This window comes from Rhodospirillaceae bacterium (genome assembly GCA_016722635.1).
Taxonomy (GTDB): domain Bacteria; phylum Pseudomonadota; class Alphaproteobacteria; order JAEUKQ01; family JAEUKQ01; genus JAEUKQ01.
In genome coordinates, this window is record JADKIX010000003.1 from 362,028 (window position 1) to 386,659 (window position 24,632).

General features: G+C 43.6%; 20 protein-coding genes and 2 tRNA genes. 7 read left to right on the plus strand and 15 right to left on the minus strand.

Annotated elements, in window-relative coordinates:
• Position 1: 1 nt before the first annotated feature.
• Together IPP67_01990 and IPP67_01995 are read left to right on the plus strand one after the other, a co-directional pair.
• Positions 2–967 carry a threonylcarbamoyl-AMP synthase gene (locus IPP67_01990; protein ID MBL0337972.1) on the plus strand — a complete coding sequence of 322 codons (966 nt, stop codon included), beginning with the start codon at positions 2–4 and terminating at the stop codon, positions 965–967.
• A complete protein-coding gene (locus IPP67_01995) occupies positions 968–1,765 on the plus strand; it encodes a cobalt-precorrin-6A reductase (GenBank protein ID MBL0337973.1) in 798 nt (265 codons plus the stop codon). It abuts the gene before it with no gap.
• Here the strand turns inward: IPP67_01995 and cobM are convergent.
• The 6 genes from cobM to IPP67_02025 all read right to left on the minus strand — a co-directional run bounded on the left by cobM (position 1,749) and on the right by IPP67_02025 (position 7,914).
• On the minus strand, positions 1,749–2,519 hold the full coding sequence (gene cobM, locus IPP67_02000; protein ID MBL0337974.1) for a precorrin-4 C(11)-methyltransferase: 771 nt from the start codon (positions 2,517–2,519) through the stop codon (positions 1,749–1,751). The two genes, IPP67_01995 and cobM, sit on opposite strands and share 17 nt — an antisense overlap.
• Positions 2,516–4,327, minus strand: coding sequence for a precorrin-3B C(17)-methyltransferase (gene cobJ / locus IPP67_02005; protein ID MBL0337975.1), 1,812 nt, complete (start codon positions 4,325–4,327; stop codon positions 2,516–2,518). The genes cobM and cobJ overlap by 4 nt, the downstream gene beginning before the upstream one ends.
• Positions 4,324–5,034, minus strand: coding sequence for a precorrin-2 C(20)-methyltransferase (gene cobI / locus IPP67_02010; protein ID MBL0337976.1), 711 nt, complete (start codon positions 5,032–5,034; stop codon positions 4,324–4,326). The genes cobJ and cobI overlap by 4 nt, the downstream gene beginning before the upstream one ends.
• 3 nt (positions 5,035–5,037) lie before the next feature.
• Positions 5,038–6,249, minus strand: coding sequence for a precorrin-6y C5,15-methyltransferase (decarboxylating) subunit CbiE (gene cbiE / locus IPP67_02015; GenBank protein MBL0337977.1), 1,212 nt, complete (start codon positions 6,247–6,249; stop codon positions 5,038–5,040).
• Positions 6,246–6,884: a precorrin-8X methylmutase gene (locus IPP67_02020; GenBank protein ID MBL0337978.1), complete on the minus strand. Its 639-nt coding sequence runs from the start codon at positions 6,882–6,884 to the stop codon at positions 6,246–6,248. The genes cbiE and IPP67_02020 overlap by 4 nt, the downstream gene beginning before the upstream one ends.
• Before the next feature lie 64 nt (positions 6,885–6,948).
• Complete coding sequence (locus IPP67_02025; protein MBL0337979.1) at positions 6,949–7,914, minus strand: sirohydrochlorin chelatase; 966 nt, start codon at positions 7,912–7,914, stop codon at positions 6,949–6,951.
• 71 nt (positions 7,915–7,985) lie between these two features.
• Here IPP67_02025 and cobD point away from each other — a divergent pair, with 71 nt between their 5' ends.
• Positions 7,986–8,978 (plus strand): cobalamin biosynthesis protein CobD, encoded by a 993-nt coding sequence (cobD, locus tag IPP67_02030; GenBank protein MBL0337980.1) that lies wholly within the window; start codon positions 7,986–7,988, stop codon positions 8,976–8,978.
• Here cobD and IPP67_02035 read toward each other — a convergent pair.
• From IPP67_02035 to cobU, 5 genes are read right to left on the minus strand one after another with little or no spacing between them, the layout of a single operon-like run.
• Entirely contained in the window at positions 8,971–10,443 is a 1,473-nt protein-coding gene (locus tag IPP67_02035) for a cobyric acid synthase (GenBank protein MBL0337981.1), read from the minus strand. The two genes, cobD and IPP67_02035, sit on opposite strands and share 8 nt — an antisense overlap.
• A gap of 31 nt (positions 10,444–10,474) precedes the next feature.
• A complete protein-coding gene (cobO, locus tag IPP67_02040; GenBank protein MBL0337982.1) occupies positions 10,475–11,098 on the minus strand; it encodes a cob(I)yrinic acid a,c-diamide adenosyltransferase in 624 nt (207 codons plus the stop codon).
• A complete protein-coding gene (gene cobN, locus IPP67_02045; protein ID MBL0337983.1) occupies positions 11,098–14,859 on the minus strand; it encodes a cobaltochelatase subunit CobN in 3,762 nt (1,253 codons plus the stop codon). The genes cobO and cobN overlap by 1 nt, the downstream gene beginning before the upstream one ends.
• 4 nt (positions 14,860–14,863) lie before the next feature.
• Positions 14,864–15,910, minus strand: a complete 1,047-nt coding sequence (cobW, locus tag IPP67_02050; GenBank protein ID MBL0337984.1) for a cobalamin biosynthesis protein CobW — start codon at positions 15,908–15,910, stop codon at positions 14,864–14,866.
• A gap of 15 nt (positions 15,911–15,925) precedes the next feature.
• Positions 15,926–16,486 (minus strand): bifunctional adenosylcobinamide kinase/adenosylcobinamide-phosphate guanylyltransferase, encoded by a 561-nt coding sequence (gene cobU, locus IPP67_02055; protein MBL0337985.1) that lies wholly within the window; start codon positions 16,484–16,486, stop codon positions 15,926–15,928.
• A gap of 132 nt (positions 16,487–16,618) precedes the next feature.
• Between cobU and IPP67_02060 the strand changes: the two genes are divergently transcribed.
• The gene (locus tag IPP67_02060; protein MBL0337986.1) at positions 16,619–17,626 is read left to right on the plus strand and encodes a threonine-phosphate decarboxylase; all 1,008 of its coding nucleotides are present in this window, start codon (positions 16,619–16,621) and stop codon (positions 17,624–17,626) included.
• A gap of 145 nt (positions 17,627–17,771) precedes the next feature.
• Here IPP67_02060 and IPP67_02065 read toward each other — a convergent pair whose 3' ends face one another.
• Positions 17,772–19,259 carry a DegQ family serine endoprotease gene (locus IPP67_02065; GenBank protein MBL0337987.1) on the minus strand — a complete coding sequence of 496 codons (1,488 nt, stop codon included), beginning with the start codon at positions 19,257–19,259 and terminating at the stop codon, positions 17,772–17,774.
• 9 nt (positions 19,260–19,268) lie between these two features.
• Positions 19,269–20,039, minus strand: coding sequence for a VacJ family lipoprotein (locus IPP67_02070; GenBank protein MBL0337988.1), 771 nt, complete (start codon positions 20,037–20,039; stop codon positions 19,269–19,271).
• 407 nt (positions 20,040–20,446) lie between these two features.
• Here IPP67_02070 and IPP67_02075 point away from each other — a divergent pair.
• A tRNA-Phe gene (locus IPP67_02075) sits at positions 20,447–20,522 on the plus strand.
• A gap of 398 nt (positions 20,523–20,920) precedes the next feature.
• Here the strand turns inward: IPP67_02075 and hisS are convergent.
• Both hisS and IPP67_02085 read right to left on the minus strand, forming a co-directional pair.
• A complete protein-coding gene (gene hisS, locus IPP67_02080) occupies positions 20,921–22,258 on the minus strand; it encodes a histidine--tRNA ligase (GenBank protein MBL0337989.1) in 1,338 nt (445 codons plus the stop codon).
• Positions 22,259–22,299: 41 nt separating this feature from the next.
• On the minus strand, positions 22,300–22,629 hold the full coding sequence (locus IPP67_02085; protein MBL0337990.1) for a hypothetical protein: 330 nt from the start codon (positions 22,627–22,629) through the stop codon (positions 22,300–22,302).
• Between the two features lie 199 nt (positions 22,630–22,828).
• Here IPP67_02085 and IPP67_02090 point away from each other — a divergent pair.
• Both IPP67_02090 and IPP67_02095 read left to right on the plus strand, forming a co-directional pair.
• Positions 22,829–22,904: transfer RNA gene (locus IPP67_02090), tRNA-Met, on the plus strand.
• Positions 22,905–23,204: 300 nt separating this feature from the next.
• Complete coding sequence (locus IPP67_02095) at positions 23,205–24,503, plus strand: NCS2 family permease (protein MBL0337991.1); 1,299 nt, start codon at positions 23,205–23,207, stop codon at positions 24,501–24,503.
• The last annotated feature ends 129 nt before the right edge of the window (positions 24,504–24,632 follow it).

A 24,632-nucleotide genomic window follows, 5' to 3' on the forward strand; every position in this document is an offset into this window, starting at 1 on the left:
CATGAATGTTACCCCTATCTACCCTGCTTCCTCCCCCCAATATATGGCCCAGGCCGCTACTATCTTAAAGCAGGAAGGGGTTATTGTTTTCCCGACTGAAACCGTTTATGGCCTTGGGGGTGATGCCACCTCAGATATCGCTGTAGCTAAAATATATGCCCTTAAAAACCGCCCAACTTTTAATCCGCTGATTATTCATGTGGCGACCCTAGCGGCAGCGGAAAAATTGGCAATGTTCAGTGCAGACGCTAAAAAACTGGCCAAATTGTTCTGGCCTGGCCCGTTGACCCTGGTTTTACCGCGCCAGCCTGACTGTCCGGTATCTTTATTAGCCTGTGCCGGTCAATCAACCATTGCTTTACGTATCCCTAAACACCCCGCCGCCTTGGAACTTATTCGCTTGTTTGGTAAGCCTATTGCCGCCCCCAGTGCCAATAAATCAGGAAAAATCAGCCCCACACAAGCCATTGATGTCGTTCAAGATTTTGAGGGTCAAATCCCTTTTATTTTAGATGGCGGTCCCTGTCTTATTGGGCTCGAGTCAACGATTATCGATCTGACCACGTCCCAACCGACCATTTTACGTCAAGGTGGCATTACGCAAGAGCAGCTTGAAGCAGTCATCCCCCTATCATCACTGAATTCTTCCTTAATAAAAGCACCAGGCATGATGAAAAGCCATTATGCCCCTACCCTACCCGTACGATTGGATGTCACCCATATTAATGCCGGTGAAGGATTATTGGCTTTCGGCCCAGTCCCCTCCAAATTGAAACAAGCAAAGCTGATTTATAATCTTAGTGAGGCGGGCAATTTAACCGAGGCTGCGGCCAATTTTTTCAAAGGGCTGCGCCTATTAGATCAACCCGATCAATTGCAACAAATTGCCGTTATGTCTATCCCGCATTGCGGATTGGGGCGTGCCATCAACGACCGTCTTCAACGGGCTGCAGCCGAAAGGAATTAAATGGTTGCAGGAAATGTAAAGATAACAAATCTTTTGCTTTTGGGAGGCACGGCTGAAGCTCTACATCTCTCTGCTGAATTAGCAAATTTTCCTAATTTGAAAATCATTAATTCTTTGGCAGGGCGCACCCACTCCCCAAAACTATCCGCAGGTGAATACCGGATTGGCGGATTTGGCGGTATAAAAGGTTTGCAAGAATATTTAACGAAAGAAACCATTCATTTAGTGATTGATGCAACCCATCCCTTTGCTGAGCAAATGCAAAGGAATATCCAAATAGCAACTTCTTTATCCCATATTCCGTTGCTGCGGTTTGGTCGAAACCATTGGATAGAAACGCCCCAAGATCAATGGCTACCAGCAGAGAACTTTATTCAGGCTGCTTCCATTTTAGAAAAATTACCCAACAAACGAGTATTCCTGACGATTGGTTCACAAAACCTATCCTATTTCCGCCCATTTTCAGATATTTTTTTCTTGGTTCGTGTCATTGGATCACCTTCCCAAGCTGTCCCTTTAAACAATTACCAATTAATTTACGGTCGTGGCCCGTTTACCAAACAGTCAGAGAAAGATTTGTTGGTATTGCATCAAATTGACCTGCTGATTAGTAAAAATAGCGGCGGCGCTCATACATATGCCAAGATCATGGCGGCCCAGGAATTACATATTCCCGTTTTGATGATTTCACCGCCAATCATCGCCTCAGCAAATATGTATCAAACCGTTACACAAACTCATGATGCAGTTGCATGGCTTCAAAACCAACTAACCAAAAAATTTAGTCACTTGATTTAACGACTGGCCGGAAAATATGCGTATACGCCGGATCATATAAATGGCTGTTTTCAATTAATTCCGCAGATAAACAGCGTCCTACCATAATCAGGGCGGTGCGGGTAATAGCAAATGGCTTCAATTGCTCCACAATATCCTTCAAACATCCACGGATAATCACCTGATCCGGCCAACTAACCCGGTAACAAACGGCCACAGGACAATCTTCCCCATAAAAAGGGATGAGTTCACGTACAATCTGCCGCAACCGCCGGATGGATAAATAAAATACCATGGTTGCACGACTGGCCGCTAATGTTTGAATAGTTTCATGGGGTGGCATTTCGGAAGCATTTCCTTCAACCCGTGTTAAGATAACGGATTGGGAAATTTGTGGTAGTGTCAATTCCGTTTGTAAAACAGCTGCAGCAGCCGAAAAAGAGGATACGCCTGGTACAATTTCAAAAGGGATTTGCAGTTTTTTTAGCTCCACCATTTGTTCGCCAATGGCTCCGTAAATGCTTGGATCGCCTGAATGCAACCTTGCCACATCAAAACCGCTATTATGGGCTGTTTGCATATAGTTGATAATTTCAGGCAAGGTTAAGGATGCCGTATCAAACTTCTGGGTTCCAGCGGGAATATAGTCCAATAGTTCAATGGGTACTAACGAGCCCGCATATAAAACAAGCTGGCATTTTTTTAGCAGATGATATCCACGCATGGTAATTAAATCAACGGCCCCTGGCCCGGCCCCAATAAAATAAACCGTCATTTTTTATCCTCATATCCCCGTGGGGTGTAAACCCATTCCTGCTGATATCCATTTTTTATTCGTCGAGTGGTGCTAGTACCTATAATAACCAGGGAATTCATGTCTATATTCGCTGCTGCTAATTCCCCCAAAGTTGTAATTTCTATTTTTTCATCCTTCCTACTGATCGATTTAGCAATAACAGCAGGGATATTACCAGAACGATATTTCAGCAATAATTGTTTTGCTTGTTCAAACTGCCAAACCCGTTTTTTAGAAACAGGGTTATATAAAGCAATGACAAAATCTGTTTTTGCAACTGCCTCTAAACGCTCTTGGATCAATGCCCAAGGGGTCAATAAATCAGATAAGGAAACCGCACAGAAATCATGGCCTAAAGGCGCGCCGACCTTCGCAGCCGCGGACATCATCGCGGTTACACCTGGGTACACCCGCAAGTCCAATAATAAGGCCAAGGGATTAATATGTGTTTCAATCAACTGGAAAGCCAAACTGGCCATACCGTAAATACCAGCATCCCCCGAGCCAATCAGCGCCACTTTCTTGCCAACCAACGCTAAATCAATCGCCTGTTTTGCCCGTTCATTTTCCTGCCCAATTTCATATATATGGCAGGTTTTACGGCGAATATGGTTGGGTAACAACTCAATGTACCCGCGGTAACCGACGATATCATCCGCTTGTTCTAAAGCGTTTAAAGCGGCCATAGTCATGCCGTCCGGGTGACCCGGTCCGATCCCTACTATCATTAAACAGCCACGGGCCTTGCCGATATTTGAAGGGTTCAAAATATCGGGGGCAACAGCAACAGCACAGGTGGCGTTGGCAGAACGCTGTTTTGGGATAACCAACTGGCCTGCTGGCCCAACGGCAGCTAAAGCAGCCCCCTCTGCCACCCCCCAACAGCCGATTTCTTGGAATACCTGGGCAGATGGATTGGCTAAACGTTCGGTTTCTTCTAGTAACCGGTTGGCCGTAAAAAATCTTAAAGGGATTTGCAATTCGCGGGCCAAATCATCAAAAGCTTTTTCAGCCATTTTTCGGTCAACAGAAACAATGCAGGCCAAGGATTGTTTCGCAATATTATGCTGTTCTAACGTTTTTAATACCAAGCTTTGTAATTCGGCTGATGCTACATTGGCCGAACAACCAATGCCCAATACCATCGTTGCGGGATGGATCAACAATTCTTGCGCCTGGGCATTCGGATACTGGGCATTCGCATAATTAGTAACCCGAACAGACAATTCCCCACTATCATGGAATATATGTGGCTGCCAATGATCCGGTAACAAAGGAATATCTTGGATTAAACGCAGTTTTTCTCCCCGTATCAATCGGCTGTTGATTTCTTTTAATTTTTCCGGTTGGCTGGTCTGCCAACCCATTGGCCAATCATCAAAACCAAATCTGAATAACAAATCGCTGGCAGTCGTGATAGATGCTTTAATTCCCAAAATATCCGCAATTTTATTCGCCAAAAAATTAGCGCCGTGATGCCCCCCTAATAAAGGCACCACCGCTGACCCATTTTCCGCAACCGCCAATACCGGAGGTTCCTGATGTTTATTGTTTAGTACGGGTGCCAAACAACGAATCACAATTCCACTGGCAGCCATCGCAATGATGGGCCGGTTTTCTAAAAACAATTGTTGCAGCAAGCTTGGCAAATGATCATATAAATGATCGATCTCGATACCTTCAAAATTTCTACGCAATCCATAGACCGTACAAGGTTCTGCTATATTTGCTTTAACCCGTTCAGCTAATGATAAAGAATGCGGGGACAGTAAAATAACCGCTATCATGACAATAACCGCCGCCATAACACGAGGGAAAAATAAGAAGGAACCCGATCATCCGCCTGGTGCAACAACCGGCTATATTCGTTGGGATGGCCGATATTTTCCATTAATAACGCTTGCTTATACCCTGGGAAGGTAGATAAAACCTTTTTCACTTTTTGTATATGCTTTCCTACTTTTAAAATAACCGCCGTATGACAAAACTGTAGTTGGCGTGTCATTTCCCCCTCATCAATCGTTGCGGGAATAACTACCAACGATTCTTGCCCTGATAACAAGGGAATATGGGCAGCGGCCGCAGCAGCGGTTATCGAGGAAATCCCAGGGATAACCCCAACCCGATATTTATCTGATAATTCTGACAAGATATATTGGGATGACCCGTATAATAAAGGATCCCCTTCACATAAAATAGCAATTTTTTTGCCCTCATCCGCGTATTTACCAATTGCTTCCGCAATTTTTCGGTAATGTTTTTGCCGTTGATCCATAGGCAAATGGAGTGGTAAGGAAAATGGATAATGTAAAGATGTGGGATTTAAATAGGATCGCACGGTTTGACAGGCATAGCTTTTCGCTTGTTCATCAACCGGATAAGCCACGACTTGACACTCTCCGATAATCCTTAACCCCTTCAAGGTTAATAATTCGGGATCCCCCGGCCCAACCCCCACACCCCAAATAAGGATATTACTGCTGATATCGGCCATACATCATTTCTTTGTGTGCACATATTGAAGGACAGGCAACGAAGGTCGCCAACCGCTTAATTGCCCCATTTTTTCCGAACGTTCCAGATGGATGCGGGTTAAATCACCGCCATATTGTACCTGCCAAGCAATCAAAAGGGCCTCCCCTTCCAAACTCACTACATTAGCAACCAACCGTCCACCTTTGGGCAAACGCTTCCAGCAATATTCCAATATTTCAGGGTTTTGAATTCCCCCACCAATAAATATGGCTTGTGGTATTGGTAAATCTTGCAGGGCTTGCGGTGCTTTTGCGCGGATAATGTGTAAATTTTCAAGCCCAAAGAAATTCCGGTTTTTGTCCAAACAAACTAATTGCTCTGGATCATCTTCAATGGCAAAGGCCTGCATCAAGCGACCACATCTTAACCATTCGATAGAGACAGAACCTGTCCCAGCCCCTACATCCCATAAACAATCCCCCTCATAAGGTTGCAAAGCTGAAATAGTCAATAAGCGGGTTTCCCGTTTGGTTATTTTCCCATGATGCTGGAATAGATGGTCAGGAATACCCATGATAGGTGGGATAATTGATTGCACGGGCCTATCTTGGCAGCGGATAGCGATTACATGCTGGGGATGAAAAGCGGCTGATAGGAAATCAACGGCCTTTCCCGATGTCTTTTTTTCAGTAGCGCCATCCATTTGTTCCAAAACCGTCATGTCACTATCAACATAGCCCAGATCAGTGAGGATATGGGCAACCTGCTTGGGTGTTTCGGCATCATGTCCCAATAATAAGATTTTATGTTTAGGGGCGAAAAGTCCGCGAACCTTATCAATAGGTCTGCCATGAAGGGTATCGCAAACCACTTCGTTAAGCGCCCACCCCAATCTGGCACAAGCTAAGGAAAAGGCAGACACACTAGGAAATATGCGCATCTCTTCAATCGGTACCATGCGCGCAAAGGTGGCTCCCACCCCAAACCATAAAGGATCACCGGTTGCTAATACAGCCACCGGTTGGTAACGCAATTGCATAATTTGATCAATAGATTGTGATAAGGGCCGTTGCCAAAGATGTTTAATAGGGGCAGCGGGCGGTAGTTGTTCCAACCAGCGCTCAGGGCCAAAAACATGCTTTGCCTTTATAATAAGTTGCCTGGCATTATCTGGAACCGCCTGCCAACCATTTTCCGTCATGCCCACAATTGTCAACCAGGGTTTATGTATCAATCGGTTTGATCCCCCACTAAAATGCCATTTAATGCCGCAGCAGCCATAGCGCTGCCACCCCTACGCCCCAAAAGCGTAATAAAGGGAATACCATGGGGGGTTTTTACCAACAAATCTTTTGACTCGGCGGCCCCTACAAAGCCCACCGGGAAAGCGATAATAGCAGCAGGCTTCGTAGATTGTATTTTTAATTGATGTAATAACTCGAACAAAGCCGTCGGGGCATTGCCAATGATAAGGATGGCATTTTGCCAGTTTTGGCTGTAACAAGCCATCGCTGCCGCCGATAAGGTTAATTGGTGTCGTTCGGCATATTGCCGGACATCAGGATGATCCAAAGAACACTCAATCGTCAAAGAGGGAGGAAGATACCTGGTCAATATCCCAGCCTGCACCATCCGGCTGTCACAAAAAATTCTATGGTGCGTCATAGCTGCACGAACGACCTCAGGCAACCTGTCGCTAACAACCAAATCCTGCATGATATCGGTCATGCCGCAGGCATGAATAACGCGCTTTACCACCGGCCTCACAGCTGGGGAATAAGGGGTCAGATCAACTTCCTTCGTTATTGTTTCAAAGCTTTGTTGATAGATCCTTTTTGGATCCCTTAAGTAATTCCGCGTTTGTTGCAATGGATCAGCCAAAAATATCCCCTTTTACTGCCGTTTCTGCACTACCATCTTTCCATTATGGATGTCAATTTTTGGCTGACAAGCGATTATAAATAATCGCCTGTTTCAGTTGGCCTGTTTTCCTCTGTTGATGGGTATGGCCATGATCCGAATTAGTACCGATCCCCTCCACATGATGGTGATGCCCTTGTTGCGGGGCCCCTTTATCTTCCTCATACCCAATAATCGCTTCACGGTATTTACAAAGCAGGCAATTCATGGCGTTTTGCCCATGTAACGTTTCCTGGACACGGTTTTTAAAAGATTGTAAAACCAGGGGATGATCATTCAAATAAGGGGCTTTAATAAATTCTATCTCGGGGTAATCCGCAATCGCCCTATCGGTGGCTTCATAAATACGATCAACCAAAATACCCGTGAAAAGAAAATAGGGGAAAACAATAACACGGCGATACCCTAGCCGCACGGCATGGTGTAAAGCCTCATCAACCAAAGGATATGTAACCCCGCTATAGCCCACTTCCGCCCAACCAAAACCCATGCCTTCCCATAACATCCGTGCAATCTTGGCAATATTAGAATTGGCATCAGGATCGGATGTTCCCCGCCCTATAACCAATAACAAAGTTTCATGCCGGTCAATGTGTTGAGTTGCTTTTTCTTCTGCTTCTATAATCCGTTCACTTGCTGCCTGCAACAATTGTGGATCAAGGGCTAAATCACGGCCAAAATCCAGTTGAATTTCAGGATGCTGTGCCGCAAATTCTTGTAAAACAGAGGGAATATCATTTTTTACATGGCCCGCCGCAAACAGCATAATCGGCAATGCGATGATGTGATTGACGCCACTTTCCTTTAACGCCTCTAAACCTTGACGGATAACAGGTTGTGCAAACTCTAAAAATCCGCTGCTGATGGGGTATTCCGGCTGTATTTTAGCAAATTCCTGGACAAAGTGGGCAAATTCCTGAATAGCTTGATCATCCCGGCTGCCATGTCCACATAACATAACCCCAATTTTCTTAGCCATGTTTCACATCCCTTTATTCATCTTCAAAAACATCTGGTGATTACTATCCATTATCTTCTATACTGCCTATCATGATAGGAACAAGCTTCGAGTCAATTTTTTTTCTATTATCAGTTGCCTGGGTCAGCGACGTAATCATCGGTGATCCCCTGTGGTTTTACAGATATATTCCACATCCGGTGACCTGGTTCGGTTGGTTGATCCACCAAGCAGATATGGCTATCCATTATCCCAAACGGTCTGCCCTTTTCCAACGCATCTGGGGGATCTTGCACCTCATGATACTAATAGGGGTATTGGGCTGGGCTAGCTGGTGCGCCCAACAATATTTATTGAAGCAACCCTATGGTTGGATCATTGTCGGTTTAATCAGCGGCGTATTTCTAGCCCAAAATAGCCTATATCGGCATGTTAAGAAAGTGGCCTCACAACTGCAGAAGCAAGATTTAGACCAGGCACGTTCTGCTGTTGGTAAAATTGTTGGGCGCGATATACATCAATTAAATGGAACTGGTGTCAGCCGCGCCGCCATCGAATCATTATCAGAAAGTTTTAATGACGGGGTGGTTGCTCCTTTCTTTTGGCTGGCTGTAGCGGGGTTGCCGGGAATCGTTATTTACAAATTGGCTAACACCGCAGATAGCATGATTGGGCACAAGAACGACCGCTATCTTTATTATGGGTGGGCAGCAGCCCGTTTCGATGATTTGCTGAATTTAATCCCGGCCCGTTTATCTGGTTTATTGCTGATATTAGCTGCTTTGCTGGGTTTATCTATACGATCCGCCAAAAGGGGCCTGCGCATCATGATGCAAGACGCCCGTTTACATGCTTCACCAAATGCCGGTTGGCCGGAAGCTGCCATGGCTGGAATTTTGGATATCCGTCTAGGCGGCCCTCGCTGGTATCAAGGGGAGGAAGATCAAGCAGCTTGGTTCCACCCAAACGGTCGGGAACAGGCAAACTTCTATGATATATATCAAGCTTTACATATTTACCGATTGGGTTGTTTATTAATGGCAGTTTTTGGTATCGGAACCATCGGCCTTATTATTTTCATTTAGGTTGTAAATTCAGGAATTGTTGCAAAAATTGAGGGGTTAGATGCTGTTGCAGATGAGCGGCCCAATCATCTAAGATTCGGTTGGTTTGTTGCTGATAGGAAAGGGTGCTGCTGAAATCTGGCGATAACCGCTTTAAAAAATCATGCCGGAATTGATCATTAGCAAACAAACCATGTAAATAACATCCCAACACACGCCCATCCTTTGATATAGCGCCGTCGGTATCACCATTGTCATAACGCAACAATGGTTTTTTTAACGAACTGCCCGTCGTTTTCCCTAAATGGATCTCATAACCCCTAACCAAGTGGCCGCTTAATAATTCCGTAGCTTGCTGTTCGCGAACAATTTTTTCCGGTTGCATGGCAGTTATAAAATCAAAATAGCCAAGCCCTGGCTGTTCTTTGGTCTTCCCTTCTATTCCCGCCTCATCATGGATCCATTGACCTAACATTTGGAATCCCCCACATAACCCTACAATATAACCGCCTTGTCGGTAATGGGCCATTAGATCAATATCCCAGCCTTGCTGACGGATAAATTGCAGATCCGCGATGGTTGATTTGGATCCTGTTAGAATAACCAGTTGGCAATTCATAGGAATGGGTTGTCCGGGGTGAACGGGGATCGTTTCCATGCCCTGTTCAGCAACCCATGGATCTATATCGTCCATATTAGCGCGGTAGGGCAATAAGGGTACGGCGATTTTAATGGGCTTTTTTACCTTTGATTGAAGGGGGATAGATAAACTATCCTCCGGCGGTAATAAATGTAGATCAGGAAAATAGGGGATGATCCCCCAAACGGGCCAGCCGGTTTTTTGTTCAATCGCTTCTTGGCCATCCACAAATAGCGAGATATCACCCCGAAATTTATTGATGATAACCCCTTTGACCCGCTTCTGTTCAGCCTTTGAAAACAAATGATACGTTCCAAGCACACTGGCAATAACGCCACCCCGTTCAATGTCCGCAACCAATACTACGGGCACATCGGCAGCTTCGGCAAACCCCATATTCGCTAAATCATGTAAACGTAAATTAATTTCGGCTGGACTGCCCGCCCCTTCGATCATCATCACTTGATACGCATCGGCCAGTATTTGATAGCTTTCCAAAATCTTGGGCATCAATTGTTGCTTGATTTGGTGGAACTCTCGGGCATTAACAGTTCGCCACCATTTACCCTGGACAATAATTTGGGCCATTTGCTGTGGTTGGGGCTTCAGGAGCACAGGATTCATATGGAAGCTTGGTAGAATGCCGCAAGCATAGGCCTGTAAAGCTTGGGCACGGCCGATTTCGCCGCCATCACTTGCAACAGCTGCGTTATTGGACATATTTTGTGGCTTGAAAGGGGCAACCCGTACGCTGTTTTGTTTGAGCAGTCGGCATAACCCGGCCACGATTAATGATTTACCAACATGGGAACCTGTCCCTTGAATCATCAAAGCTTTATTTGCCATTATTTTTCCTAAGATCGATGAAGCAGTTCAATCAAAATTCTATCCCGGCCTGTGCTTTAACCCCTTGCTGCCGGAATGGGTGCTTGATGATTTTCATTTCGGTAACCAAATCAGCTGCTTCCATCAATTCTGGTTTGGCATGCCGCCCGGTGATCACCATATGCAAGTCTGGCCGCCTGGCCTGTAAGGTCGTTAATACCTCTGATAAGGACAACAGCTCATACCGCAAAGCAATATTAAGTTCATCCAACAAAATAAGATGAAATTGGGGATCCATCATCATATCTTTAGCTACCTGCCAAGCCTCTTGAGCTTTTTGCATGTCTTGCTCAACATTTTTTGTTTCCCAAGTGAAGCCGTCCCCTAAACAGCGGATCATGACTTGATCACCAAATTTTTCCAAGGCGGTACGTTCTCCACTGTGCCAGCCGCCTTTAATGAATTGAATAATCCCAACCTTATAGCCATGTCCAAGCGACCGTAAAACCATACCAAAAGCAGCCGTTGACTTGCCCTTGCCATTGCCGGTATGGACAATCAGCAACCCCTTCTCAACCACTTTTGTTGCCAAAATACGCTGCCGTACTTCCTGTCGGCGCCGTGATTTTTCATTAGCCATTTCAATTTCTTCAACAGTTTCAGGCTTTTTCTTCATCACACACGACCTTTCGCAAATTTGAGTAAATGGTCCCGGGCTTGGTTAGAACGAGGGTGCCATAATTCCCGATTTTGAGCTTCTAAAAACTTTTCGGCAATTTCTTTTAACGCAGACGGATTATTTTTTGATAAAAAATCGATCACTTCCTGATCTTCCAGATAGGCTTTATATAAACGATCAAAATGGTGATCTTGGACACAGTTGGTGGTAATGGCGAAAGCCACTAAATAATCCACCGTTGCCGCAATTTCAAAAGCCCCCTTATAGCCATGTTGCATAATTGTTTTAAGCCATTTGGGGTTGGCTGCGCGGGATTGGATAACCCGCCCAATTTCTTGTTGCAAACTGAGGATTTGGGGATTTGCAGGATTGGAGTGATCATTATGCCATATGGGAACAGATTGCCCTTGCACCTCTTCGACTGCTAACGACCAGCCACCTTCAAACTGATAGTAATCATCGCTATCCAATATATCATGTTCCCGGTTGTCCTGATTGTGGATAATGGCTTGGGTTTTATGCAACCTTTGACGGAACATTTGGGGGGAATATTCCGTTTGATGGTGGCCCAAATATATATGGCTGCCCCAATCAATAAAAGCAGCGGCCAGCTGTTGCCGGTTTTGCCACACACCATCATCGATGAAAGCCTGTAATCCAGTCCCATAAGATCCGGGGGCAGCACCAAAAATTCTTGCCCCTGCCATCAAATCCGCCTGTTGGTCACCAACCCCTTCCGATTTTAAGCGGATTTTATCCTGTTTGATTTGCGCCGCCAATGGATTGTCGTCAGCTGCTTCATCCAGGTTTGAAACCGCCTGTACCGCTTGATTTAACAAGTCTATTTGGGCAGGAAAGGCATCCCTAAAAAATCCCGATATGCGTAAACAAACATCAATTCTTGGCCGGTCCAACACGGATAAAGGAATAATTTCAATTCCGGTCACGCGGCCGGAAACCATTTCCCAAACTGGTTTTACCCCCATCATTGCCAACATTTGGGCAATATCTTCACCAGCAGTTCGCATATTAGCGGTGCCCCAGGCACTTAAAGCCACAGTTCTTGGCCAATCGCCATAATCCTGACGGTGACGCTCCAGTAATAGAGTTGCTGATTTCCACCCCAGTTGCCAAGCCGCTGCTGTTGGCACTTGCCTGGTGTCAACTGAATAAAAATTTCTTCCCGTAGGCAATACATCCCACCGGCCGCGTGTTGGCGCACCGGAGGGGCCAGGAGGTACAAATTCTCCATTTAATCCCTTCAGCAAATTGGTTATTTCCAGGTGAGGGGAAGCTTGTAATTTTGGTAATAAAATTTCCTCTAACTGCTTGATGACTGCTTGTGTTTGAACCCATTTTGCAGGCAGCATTTCCAACTTTGATAAAAGTTTCGCCGCAAGTATTTCCAGTCGCTCGACCGTATCACCTGTATTGCGCCAGGGACTATCCAGCATAGATTGCAGTATGGCGGGGCGTTTGCCATTCCACACTTCCTCAAATTTGGCTTGCAAAGGATCAAAATGATGGTCTAAAAGCCCAAGATCAGCGGCCAACGCGCGCAGTAAAGAGGCATTCCCACCTTGGCCATTATCCCGCGGCAACCGACCCATTGCTAACAGAAAATCTGCAATTTTTTCTTGGGTTAATGCAATCCCCATGATATGCAGCCCCTGCCTGATCTGTCTTTCTTTCACATCGCATACATACCGATCAAGGGAAGATAAAATTTTCATGGTATGACCCACTCCCCCTATTTTCTCATCCGCCATAATTCCTAAAAGAGAAGCATGCGAAAGAATTTGCTCATGCAGGATTTTTGCACGGCGCTGGTCAAAGCTTGCTGCCTGGTAATATTCATCCAAAAGCTTTTCAATTTCCAAAAGATCACCGTAATTTTCCGCCCTAGCTAAAGGTGGGGTTAAATGATCGATGATCACCGCCGATGTTCGTCGTTTTGCCTGGCTGCCCTCACCCGGATTATTAACGATAAAAGGATAAAGATTAGGGATGGGTCCCATAATCACCTCCGGAAAACAATCGCTTGATAGGCCGATTGCCTTGCCTGGTAACCATTCCAAATTGCCGTGTTTACCTATATGAATAAAGGCATGAACCTTAAAAACCTGTCTTAACCATCCATAAAATGCCAGATAGTGATGGGGAGGAGGCAGAAAAGGATCATGATAATTCGCCTGATCGTCCTGCTCAATGGATGACGATGGATTAATTAAGCGACGCATAGGTTGAATACCAATGGTAAGATTCCCAAATTGATGGATAGCCAAACGGAAATGTCCGGCCTGGAAAAAAGGATCTTGTTGGTAAGATCCCCAACTTTTGGTTACCGCCTCTTGCAGGGATTTGGGTAATGCTTCAAAAAAAGCCCGGTATCCTTCTTCTGCCCACCTAACACCACCGGGACGATGCGGATTGGCGTTGGTGGGGCCGCTTTGCAAGCAATTAACCAAATCCTCGCCGTTTTGAGGATGGTTTGGCAGATCATAGCCTGCCTGCCTTAAAGCTGCCATTAGTTGTACGGCCGATGCCGGTGTATCTAACCCAACCCCATTGGCTAAGCGGCCATCCCGATTTGGGTAATTGGATAAAATAAGGGATACATGTCGCTTTGAAGGTGAAATTTTTTGTAAGAAAGCCCAGTTATAAGCCTGCTTGCAGACAAAATCAATTCGATCATCCACGGGCTGGTGGCGAACCATAATATGCTCAGTCAAGGGATCAATATTGCTTTTTTCCTTAAAAGAAATAAGGCGTGATAAAATCCGGCCGTCCATTTCCGGCAATATCACCTGCATCACCATGTCACGCGCTAACAAGCCATTTTTTTGTTGCTGCCAGAAGGTTTGATCAGAACTGGATAAAACAAGCTGGAGGATTGGGCAATTGGCTAAACGCAAGGGATCAGCCGCCTCGTTTTCATTGTGGCCGATAGCAAAACCGGTGGCATTCAAGATAACCGATGGTTTGGCTTGCGCTAAAATTGCGCCAACCATTTGACCAACCGTTTTCTCTTTCAAACTGCTGACAAAGATTGGCAAGGGATTTAAGGAATGTCTTTGTAAATGCTGGATAATCCTATCAATTACCTCTAAGTCCCCGCTTTGCAAAAGGGCGCGGTAAAAAACAATTGCAGTTGTCCCAATGACAGAATCCAGCCATTCGTTTTGTATATCATGTAAGCCGATGATTTGTTTCTGGGGCCAATATATCCCAGCCCGTAATAATGATTTGGGTGGAGTTGGCATCACAGGCTTGCCTATTAATCCACCCAATGACTGGAACATATGAACAATATTTTCAATGCCCCCATGCACAAAATATTGCCATATTTGCTCAGTGAAAGAAGGTGTTTCTGTTGATAATTGCTGCAATTCATCATCCCAGCGATCATCCCCAGCTACCCATATTACCTTAATCCGATTTTCTTTGGCAATCTGGCAGATTTGGTCAACCCCATACGGCCAATACCGACGCCCCCCCAACAACCGCACGACTACAATTTTAGCATGGCGAATAACGGTATCAATGTATAAATCAATCGAATAAGGATGGGACAGCTGCATTACGCTGGCCAATCTTACCTTGAAAAAAGGCTGTGGTATTTGCAGCAACGCTTTGGCCACCACCATCAAGTCTGTATCCGCCGCAGATAAAAAAATAATATCGCCCGGAGTTTGTTGTAAATCGATGGGCAAAGGCGTATCTTGCAGGCTGACTTGTTGGCTGGATAAAATATGCATGGGTTTAAGAAGAAGTACGGATGCTAGGAAACAAGACCTGTTGACGCGTTCGTTGTTCATCCAAACGATGGTCGCCAATCACAACCAATACACCTTGTTCTTTTTCCTGCTTTTTCCAGGGACGGTCATAATGATAGTTTACCCGAGCACCCACTCCCTGAATGACCAATCGCATGGGTTTATGTGCAACTTTGGCAAATCCCTTAATCCTTAAAACCCCTGGATTATTCAATAATTGTTCAAAAGTTTTGATGTAAGAAGAAACTTCTTGAATAACCGGCAATGGGATTGAGAAACTGGTAAATTCTGCATGACCATGATCCTCCTCTGGATGTTGATCATGATGGGACAAGCGACTGTCTAAATTTTCTTCCGCCTCTGCCCCAATTCCCAATAAGATTTCCGTAGGTATCTGCCCAAAGCGGCTGTTGATAATTTTTGCAGATGGCCGTTTATGTTTTTGCAAAAGATTGGTTACTTGCTGTATTTGCAACCCTGTTAGTAAATCCGTTTTATTCAAAACAATCATATCCGCGCAAGCCAATTGATCGCGAAATAATTCATGCACCGCATTTTCATGCTGCGCGGGCGGGCTTGCAGAAGATTTAAGTAAAGGTTGCAGCCCAGGCAATTGCGGATCTAAGGCCGCCAACCCATCCACGACAGTGATAACACCGTCAACCGTTAAGCGGGCTTTCACTTCTGGCCAATTAAAGGCTGCAACTAAGGGTTTAGGTAAAGCCAGACCGGAAGTTTCAATGATGATATGATCGAGTAAAGATGAGCGGTTTAACAATGTATCGATGGTCGGGATAAAATCATCCGCCACCGTACAGCACAGACAACCATTTGCCAATTCAACAATATCTTCTTCGCGGCATAAGTCTGATCCACAAGACTGGAGTAATTCGCCGTCAATACCCGTTTTTCCAAATTCATTTATGATCAAAGCCAAACGGCGTTGCCTATTATGTTGCAGCATATGCTGAAGAAGAGTGGTTTTACCAGCACCCAGAAACCCGGTAATGATGGTAGCAGGAATCTTTTTCATTGAAATATTTTCTTTCTATGAAAGATTTTTATTTTTTAATATTATGGGCAGGCCCGCAATTAAACAATATACTCGCTCCGCACGCTGCGCGATTGTTTGGTTAAGGCTGCCCAGAAAATCAGCAAATAAACGCGATAATTGATTATCTGGTACAATACTTAAGCCCACTTCACTGCTAACACAAACAATACGGGCAGGATGAGTTGACATGACTTGGTCCAGCTTGTCTATTTCTTTCCAAACATCTTGATTGTTTAGCAATAAGTTGCTAACCCACATACTCAGACAATCAATTAATATAATGGCGTTTGATTGACGATGGTGCCTTAAAACGCCTGCCAAGTCATAGCTTTCTTCTATCGTTTGCCAGTTTTTTGCCCGACGCTGTTGATGTAATTTAATCCTTGCGATCATTTCTTGATCCACCGGATTTTGAGCTGCGGTGGCAATATATAGACAATTTGGCTGGGCCCGCAGCAAATTTTCAGCAAAAGCGCTTTTTCCTGAGCGCCGCCCACCAAGCACGAGCGTCAATTTTGATGAGAGGGGTTCGCTTTGAACAGGATAATCTTGCAAATTCAGAATTTTCCCTTTATTGGACAGATAAATAGGGTTCAATCGTCCCTCGTGAACTTGAACATGCTGTTATCCATTCGTCAATTATAACTTTTCCTTTTTATTGGCAATTATTGTTTAATGAATCATCTTATGCCCCGTTCTTTATCATCGATTCCTGAACATGGGGGAGATTTGATGTGGGCCAGTCAACGCTTCAGCGTTCCCTTGGAAAACTGGCTAGATCTTTCGACCGGTATTAACCCTTATTCCTATCCTATCCCTATTATTACAACTGCGGATTGGCATTTCCTGCCAACCAAAAAATATTTGGAGAACACCTTAGATGTGGCACGCCAATATTATAACATTCCCCCCTCAGCATCCCTTGCTATTGGCACAGGTTCCCAAACCTTAATCCAATCTTTGGCCTATTTGATACCACCGCAACCCATTGCAATTATTTCCCCCACTTATAGCGGTCACGCATCCGCTTTTAACCATGCTGGTTTCCCTATTACCTTTTGCCCTAGTCTCGATGATATAAGAAAAACGGATTGCCGATATGGAATCGTGGTTAATCCTAATAACCCTGACGGGCGCATCTTTGACAAAGAAGCCCTGTTACGCCTTCATCACCAATTATCTGACCTAGGAGGCGGATTGATCATCGATGAGGCTTTTGCCGATACAATCCCAACCATTAGCTTATCCTCCCATACCAACCAACCGGGATTGATTATCTTAAGGTCTTTAGGAAAATTTTTTGGGCTCGCCGGAGTAAGAATTGGCTTTGCGATAGGGAGTGATCCCTTGATCCACAAACTCCAAAAGATGATGGGCCCCTGGCCTATTGCCGGGGGGATATTAAAAATTGTGCAAGCAGCTTTGGTTGATGTATCTTGGGTACAAAAAATGCAACAACAGTTAAATGTTCAAGCAAGCGCGATGGATCAGTTTTTATGGGAAATGGGCATTTCTACTACCCGCAGCACTCCCCTTTTCTGTCTGGTTGATCGCCCAGACAGCCCCTCCATATATCAACATCTAGCCGCCCAAGGAATATTATTACGCGCATTCAAAGAGCGTCCAAACTGGCTACGCCTGGGGTTATTAAAAACCCAAGATTTTGACCGCTTTACAAAAGCATATAAAAGTTAGTTTATTTTAATTGAATTTCCTTGCAACCCCTATGTTTAAGAGCTGACAAGCAAATTTTGCGACTGACTTAATCTGCACTTTAACCCTTTCGGATCCGGCATTGTATGCTAAATTTGCATACAAAATTTATTTTATCAGTTCTCCTTCAAAATTTAAAAGCAAGGAATGTTTCACTGCCTTGACGATTAATCAAGAAAAGAATGGCACTTTTTTTAGCACTTTTGGCATTCTGAATGGCCATTTCCAATTCCGCCAGACTGGTAATTCTTTTCTGTCCGACTTGGACAATCACATCCCCCTTTTTTAATCCCTGGCTGGCAGACATGCTTGAAGCTTTAACATCCGTAATACCTACGCCTTTGGTTTGATCGGCAATATTAAAACGTTGCCGAAATTCTACATTCAAAGAACTTAAAGAAGCGCCTTCTAACATCTGGCTATCATTTGAGATTGGCGGATTTTTTACAACGGCCGGAGATAGGATGACATTTGTTTGTGGGTCTTCCAACCGACCAAGTTCGATAGGAATAGAAATGGTTTTCTGATCGCGCCAAACAGAAAGGCTAACTTTTTTGCCTGGCGCGATAGAGGCAATTAATTTGGGCAAGTCGCGCATTTCAGTAATCGCTTGTTGATTAACCGCTGTAATAACGTCGCTTGCAAGTAATCCTGCACGTGCAGCGGGGCTATTCGGTTGGACAGAAATGATTAAAGCGCCCTGCGCCCTTGATAAGCCAACTGCTTCTGATATTTCAGGTGTTACCGGCTGTATTTGGATTCCCAACCATCCGCGTTCCACTGCCCCTTTCTCTTTAAGAGCTGTGATAATCGGTTTAGCCACGTTGGAAGGGATAGCAAAGCCTATCCCTACACTGCCACCATTTGGGGAATATATGGCTGTATTAATCCCAATCACTTCGCCCTGCAAATTAAAACTTGGTCCCCCGGAATTACCCCTATTAATAGCAGCATCGAGCTGTAAAAAATCATCAAAAGGCCCCGATTGAATATCCCGACCACGTGCAGAGAGAACCCCAACGGTGACAGACCCCCCCAAACCAAAAGGATTACCTACCGCAACAATCCAGTCACCAACCCTTGCTTTATCTGAATCACCCAATTGCACGAAGACTAATGATTGCTTGGTCTCAATTTTTAAAACAGCAATATCTGTTCTCTGATCCACCCCAACCAGTGATGCTTCATATTGTTTACCGTTATTTAGAGTCACTTGGACTGCCTGGGCATCTTTAATCACATGATAATTGGTGACCACATATCCGTTCGGATCAATAATAAAACCTGATCCCAACCCTATCCGTTGCTGGGTGCCTTTATTTGCATCCCCATCCGGCAATCCGAATTCATTAAAGTAATCTTCAAAAAGAGAACCAGGTGGAAAAGTAAAGTCAAAAGAATTACTGGGATTTTTATCTTCAATTGATTGTGTGGTTGAAATATTAACCACCGCAGGTGAAACCTTCGCAACCAAATCGGCAAAAGTTCGTGGCATGTCTGCAGATAAAGAAGGGGTAATCAAAAAACTTTTCAGAAATAAAACGACAACCAACAATTTATTTGAAATGATTGCAGAGAGAATACCCGATTTTCCTATGTCGCGTGCTTTCATCATGGCTTACCTTTAATCTCGAAAATCTTTCGTATCCCTTAATATAGGCAAATTTTTCCTCTCCGAAGGATCAAAATCATAAATCATTTTCAACCGACGCTGACGATATAAGCTGCGCATCGTTGCATAATAATCAAGTGAATTGGCTTTAATTTGCTCAACTGGGTCTAAGTAAACCTCCCTTTGGCTTACCAATGTTAGGCCGGAAATACTATAACTCACGATTTTTAGGCCCAATCCCCCTAAAGTTAAATTAACAGGATCTGCTGCAATCCCTACAACAACACCCGCAGAATCCCGAAAATTTGACGGCCCAAACAGCGGTAAGACTAGATAAGGCCCTTCAGGAATGCCCCATAAAGCTAAAGTTTGCCCAAAATCCTCTTCATCGTATTCCAACCCAAGTTCACTGGCTACATCAAAAAAACCTAAAAAACCTATTGTTGAGTTAATGATGAAGCGGGCCAAAGTTTTTGGTGTATCTGGTGATAATTGTAATAAATTATTTACAAAATTATAGGGTTCTCTCAAATTATTCGTAAAATTCCGAATGCTTTTACGTGCTTCTTCTGGAACGACGGTGCGGTACCCTTTCGCAACTGGCACCAGAAAATTCTCATCCACCGCTTGATTAAAAGCAAACACCTTTCTATTAAAGGGTTCCAAAGGATCGTTGGTCTCCATAAATTCTGCAAGTTCTTCCGGATCTGTTGGACGAACGGCACAAGATCCTAAAAATACAATCACCGCACAAGAGATCGCAACTCGTATTAAATTTTTCAACTTATTATCCATACGATTTTTATTCTCCGCCTGCTATCTTATGATTCAGTTAAAAAGGTTTAAAAAGATTGGGTATCTTCCCTACAGTTCATAGTCCATTAAACCAAGAAATGGAACCTGTCATGATGTGGTAATATTTTTTCATTGGCGGCCATTGTATTATTGCAACACTTACCCTAAGCTTGCTTGACAAGATCTCTATTCTAGCCTTACAAATTTTCTTTATCATAACTTGGAAAAACAAAAATCGCAGTTTTTAGAAAAGCTAAGATCAATAGCTTTTTTCAACTTAGCTGCTCCTATTTTATAAAAATCAAAGGCCAAAATTACACTGGACAGGCTGATGGTTTTTGATTATAAGGCAACAGTTAGTTGGTGTGACAATAATAATCAAAGATAGCCATTATGCCTAGGTAGCTCAGTTGGTAGAGCAGCGGACTGAAAATCCGCGTGTCGGTGGTTCGATTCCGCTCCTAGGCACCATTTTAAAATAAGTAAATTTAAGTCTCTATTTTAAAAAATCTAGATAAAGTTAAGATTTAGCGAGAGTTTGATCTGCTGTCTGGGTGGACGGTATTAAACCTAAACTCACATTTCTTCAGAAACCAAGGGTAGTTTCCGTAAGGCACGCCATTGTATTTTGGCATGATCCGCTTTACCTGTTTCGAGAGGTTCTAAATTTCATACTAAAGAGCAGCTGTATTTTTATAGACACCAGTCACGTCCGCCGCTGAACGGGCCGTTACCTCCATCAAAACATTCAATCAGTTTCATCGGATTATTGATCCTTATACGACAAAGTCTTAGTCTTATATCTCTCCTAGATATTTCTTTTATCTAGTACATCCCCAATGTTTCTCCCATGTGAACTATGGCATTTTTTATTTCATGAACTTTAACAGGCCGTTCGTTAAAAGTTGATGGTCTTTATTTTCTAATATTTGTTGCTTTTTGTGAACAAAATCTTTCACCACCAACGTCTGATTTTTAATTTCATCAGGCCCCAAAATCAAGCAAAAGCGATATTTATTTTTGTCAGCAAATTTTAGTTGGCTTTTCAAATCTTTTTCAATAGTTGACATATATATTTTTAAGCCATTTGCCCTTAAACCACTTGCTAAACGCAAAGTGGCGGGCAAAGAATCCGCGTCCCAGACCGTTAAAAATAAAGTATCAAAATTATTGTCTAAATCTGTCCATGATTTTTCTAATAACAATAATATTCTTTCGATACCTAATGATCCACCGCAAATAGGCATAGATTGCCCCGTCACATTCATACTCAAATGATCATAACGCCCACCAGCTGATAGAGCGCTTTTGCTGTCTGGGCTAAAAATTTCGAAGATAAAACCCGTGTAGTACGATATACCCCTAACTAAAAACGGGTCAAAAATAATATTGGCGCCCGGTTGCAAATGCTTGACTTGTTCTATCAGCCACGCAATATCCGCAATCACTTTCTTGCCTTCAGGATTTGCCTGTACTTTAGCAATAAAAAGTTCTTTGGCGTTTGGACCTGCTATATCAGCTAAAAATTGCTTGCATTGTTTGGCCAACCCATTTTGTTGAATAATATCAGAAACTTGTATAGCAACCTGGGCCAATCCGATCTTATCAATTTTATCTAAAACAATCATTATTTCAGCAGCAGTCGACGGAGGCAACTCATATGCCGACGTCATTTGCTGTAAAAAAAGCCGGGAATTCAAATGTATCTTGATATTCTTTTCTAAACCAAGTCTTCTTAAAGTTTGGTTAATAACTAATAGAATCTCAAGGTCAGCAGTTGCAGATGAGCTGCCATAAATATCAATATCGCATTGGGTAAATTCTCTAAATCTTTCTTTGCCTGGCCTATCCGCTCGCCATACCTGGCCAATTTGGTAACGCTTAAAAACGGTGGGTAATTGCTGCCGATTGTCAGCAAAAGCCCTAAGCGCCGGAACAGTCAAATCGTAACGCAGAGCAAGGTCTGCTTCACCTGTTTGTTCTTTATCACCCCTTTTTAAGATTTTAAAGATTAATTTTTCGCCCTCATCTCCGTACTTTCCTGATAAAATTTCTAACCTTTCAAAAGTTGGTGTTTGCAGAGGTACAAACCCGAAAGATTCAAAAGTTTCGCGAACGATTTGGAAAACCCTCTCTCGTTGCCGCACCTGGTGAGGTAGAAAATCACGCGTACCTGAAGCGGGCAAAGTATTAATTTCTTGGGCCATAATTGATTCCAGTTCTTTCCTATTGCTATAGTTGTTCCATTTTACATAAAACTTAAATCGATATTTGTCATCGTTTCCATGATGAGTGCTTCTGCCGTGGTTAATTTCTCACAATATATATCTAACTGTTGATAAGGTTGTCTAAATTGTTCTTTAAATTCTTTATAAGATTGTAGTGACTGCCAATAATCACAGGTCAAATACGTATTCTTTTCTTGCACATCTTGATATAGCTTGCTCCATAAATATCCAGGGTGTTGCCGAAACAACTGCACCCATTCCCCATCCTGCCCATAATATTGCTCAAAAATTGATTGCGAAATCGGTGCAACTTTGAATTGCCAAATGATCACCCAGGCAGCACTTGCCATTTTATTTCCTTATTAAGTTATTTGTGCGCAAATGAATAAATAAAGCTGCTTGATTCTGCCCACCAGAGCTTTTGCATAAGTTAAGTAATGATCTAGCTTGGTGTGTGATGTAAGTTTGATAATTTTTTATTGATACTTATAGAATGTCTTGACAGGGAAAGATTTTGATGGTTTGAATCCACCTTGTTCCATAAGGTTTGGCGGAGTAGCTCAGTTGGTAGAGCAGCGGGATCATAATCCGTTTGTCGGGGGTTCAATTCCCTCTTCCGCCACCATTTTTCAATTTTTTTCCCCAAAAAAATTCTAAGCTTGACATTCATAATTTTCTAATTTTTCTGTTCAAAATATTGATTCTGCACTACCCACAAACCTATTAGGTATTAGGTTTTCTAAGCAAACGCAAGCAAAGTTTTGATTGAAATACATTAAGAAGTGGCTAATCGGAATGATTTAGATAGCCTGCAGCTTTTCATTTTACTAAAGATGGTAAAAATAAGATTTGCGAAAGGTTGTCATGATGCCTCCCTTTTGGTTTCTTTCTTTTTCTTATCCCCCTTTACAAGGAGAATATTTCTATGCTGCAACGATATTTTCGTTTGGCGGAACACCAAACCACTGTACGTACAGAAATTCTGGCAGGAATAACCACATTCCTGGCTATGGCTTATATTATTATTGTTAACCCCCTCATCTTATCCGATGCTGGAATGGATCATGGGGCCGTCTTTGTGGCCACCTGTTTGGTCGCAGCCATTAGTACAACAATTATGGGTTTGTATGCCAATTATCCGGTGGCTTTAGCCCCAGGCATGGGGTTAAATGCTTATTTCACCTATGGTGTCGTAAAAGGCATGGGTTACACTTGGCAAGTAGGACTGGGGGCCGTATTTATCTCAGGGGTTATTAGTTTCCTGATCAGCGTATTTCCTATCCGTAGTTATATTATTAATTCCATCCCTAAACCGCTAAAAATTTCTATCTCCGCTGGTATTGGATTGTTTTTGGGGATGATCGCCATGAAAAATGCCGGATTGGTTGTAGCGAATCCTGCGACCTTCGTTACCATGGGTAATTTAACCCAATATGGGGTTGTGTTAGCCTTGGCAGGTTTTTTTGTGATTGCAGCTCTTGATTATTACCGCGTTCCAGGAGCTATTATTATTGGTGTTCTCACAAGCACCGTGGCTGGCATTATAATAGGGATTGTAGCGATTCCAGATACGCTGGTATCATTACCCCCCGATATAACCCCAACGTTATTACAACTAGATATTCCAGGCGCTTTACAAATTGGCCTTGTTGTTATTGTTTTTTCTTTCCTTTTTGTAGATATCTTCGATACCGCAGGCACGTTGATAGGCCTCGCGCACCGAGCGGGCATGTTGGACAAAGAAGGCCGTTTGCCCAGATTAGAAAGAGCTTTAGTTGCCGACAGCACCGCAACGAGTATCGGAGCGGTTTTGGGAACGTCCACGACGACCAGTTATATTGAAAGTGCGGCAGGTATACGCGCGGGCGGTAGGACTGGCTTAACTGCTGTGGTAGTTGCTATATTTTTCCTAGCAGCGTTATTTTTCGCCCCTTTTGCTAAAATGATCCCCGCTTATGCGACCGCCTCTGCTTTGTTATATGTGGCTTGTATGATGGCCAGGGGGTTGGCTGAAATAAATTGGGATGATGTGACGGATTCGGCACCCGCCGTTATTGCAGCCTTAGCGATGCCATTGACTTTTTCTATTGCGAATGGAATTGCCCTAGGTTTCATCAGTTATACAGCGATTAAAATTTTAAGTGGAAAATGGCGAGACTTGAATATAGCGATGATTATTTTGTCTGTTTTATTTGTTGCCAAAATAATTTATCTTGACGGATAAAGTTATCCCGTCGAAAATAAAAAAAATTGGAACTTTACCAAGTTCAGGGAATCCGATCTACTAGCTACAGAATAGTTAGAAAAAGCCACATTCTCGGATGTGGTTTTTTCTTTGCCGCTCCTTGATGAA

Bases quoted from the DNA above. Each gene is read 5' to 3' on its own strand.
- IPP67_01990 (MBL0337972.1), top strand. From the start codon at position 2: ATGAATGTTACCCCTATCTACCCTGCTTCCTCCCCCCAATATATGGCC.
- IPP67_01995 (MBL0337973.1), top strand. From the start codon at position 968: ATGGTTGCAGGAAATGTAAAGATAACAAATCTTTTGCTTTTGGGAGGC.
- cobM (MBL0337974.1), bottom strand. From the start codon at position 2,519: ATGACGGTTTATTTTATTGGGGCCGGGCCAGGGGCCGTTGATTTAATT.
- cobJ (MBL0337975.1), bottom strand. From the start codon at position 4,327: ATGATAGCGGTTATTTTACTGTCCCCGCATTCTTTATCATTAGCTGAA.
- cobI (MBL0337976.1), bottom strand. From the start codon at position 5,034: ATGGCCGATATCAGCAGTAATATCCTTATTTGGGGTGTGGGGGTTGGG.
- IPP67_02025 (MBL0337979.1), bottom strand. From the start codon at position 7,914: ATGGCTAAGAAAATTGGGGTTATGTTATGTGGACATGGCAGCCGGGAT.
- cobD (MBL0337980.1), top strand. From the start codon at position 7,986: ATGATAGGAACAAGCTTCGAGTCAATTTTTTTTCTATTATCAGTTGCC.
- IPP67_02035 (MBL0337981.1), bottom strand. From the start codon at position 10,443: ATGGCAAATAAAGCTTTGATGATTCAAGGGACAGGTTCCCATGTTGGT.
- cobO (MBL0337982.1), bottom strand. From the start codon at position 11,098: ATGAAGAAAAAGCCTGAAACTGTTGAAGAAATTGAAATGGCTAATGAA.
- cobN (MBL0337983.1), bottom strand. From the start codon at position 14,859: ATGCATATTTTATCCAGCCAACAAGTCAGCCTGCAAGATACGCCTTTG.
- cobW (MBL0337984.1), bottom strand. From the start codon at position 15,910: ATGAAAAAGATTCCTGCTACCATCATTACCGGGTTTCTGGGTGCTGGT.
- IPP67_02060 (MBL0337986.1), top strand. From the start codon at position 16,619: ATGCCCCGTTCTTTATCATCGATTCCTGAACATGGGGGAGATTTGATG.
- IPP67_02065 (MBL0337987.1), bottom strand. From the start codon at position 19,259: ATGATGAAAGCACGCGACATAGGAAAATCGGGTATTCTCTCTGCAATC.
- hisS (MBL0337989.1), bottom strand. From the start codon at position 22,258: ATGGCCCAAGAAATTAATACTTTGCCCGCTTCAGGTACGCGTGATTTT.
- IPP67_02085 (MBL0337990.1), bottom strand. From the start codon at position 22,629: ATGGCAAGTGCTGCCTGGGTGATCATTTGGCAATTCAAAGTTGCACCG.
- IPP67_02095 (MBL0337991.1), top strand. From the start codon at position 23,205: ATGCTGCAACGATATTTTCGTTTGGCGGAACACCAAACCACTGTACGT.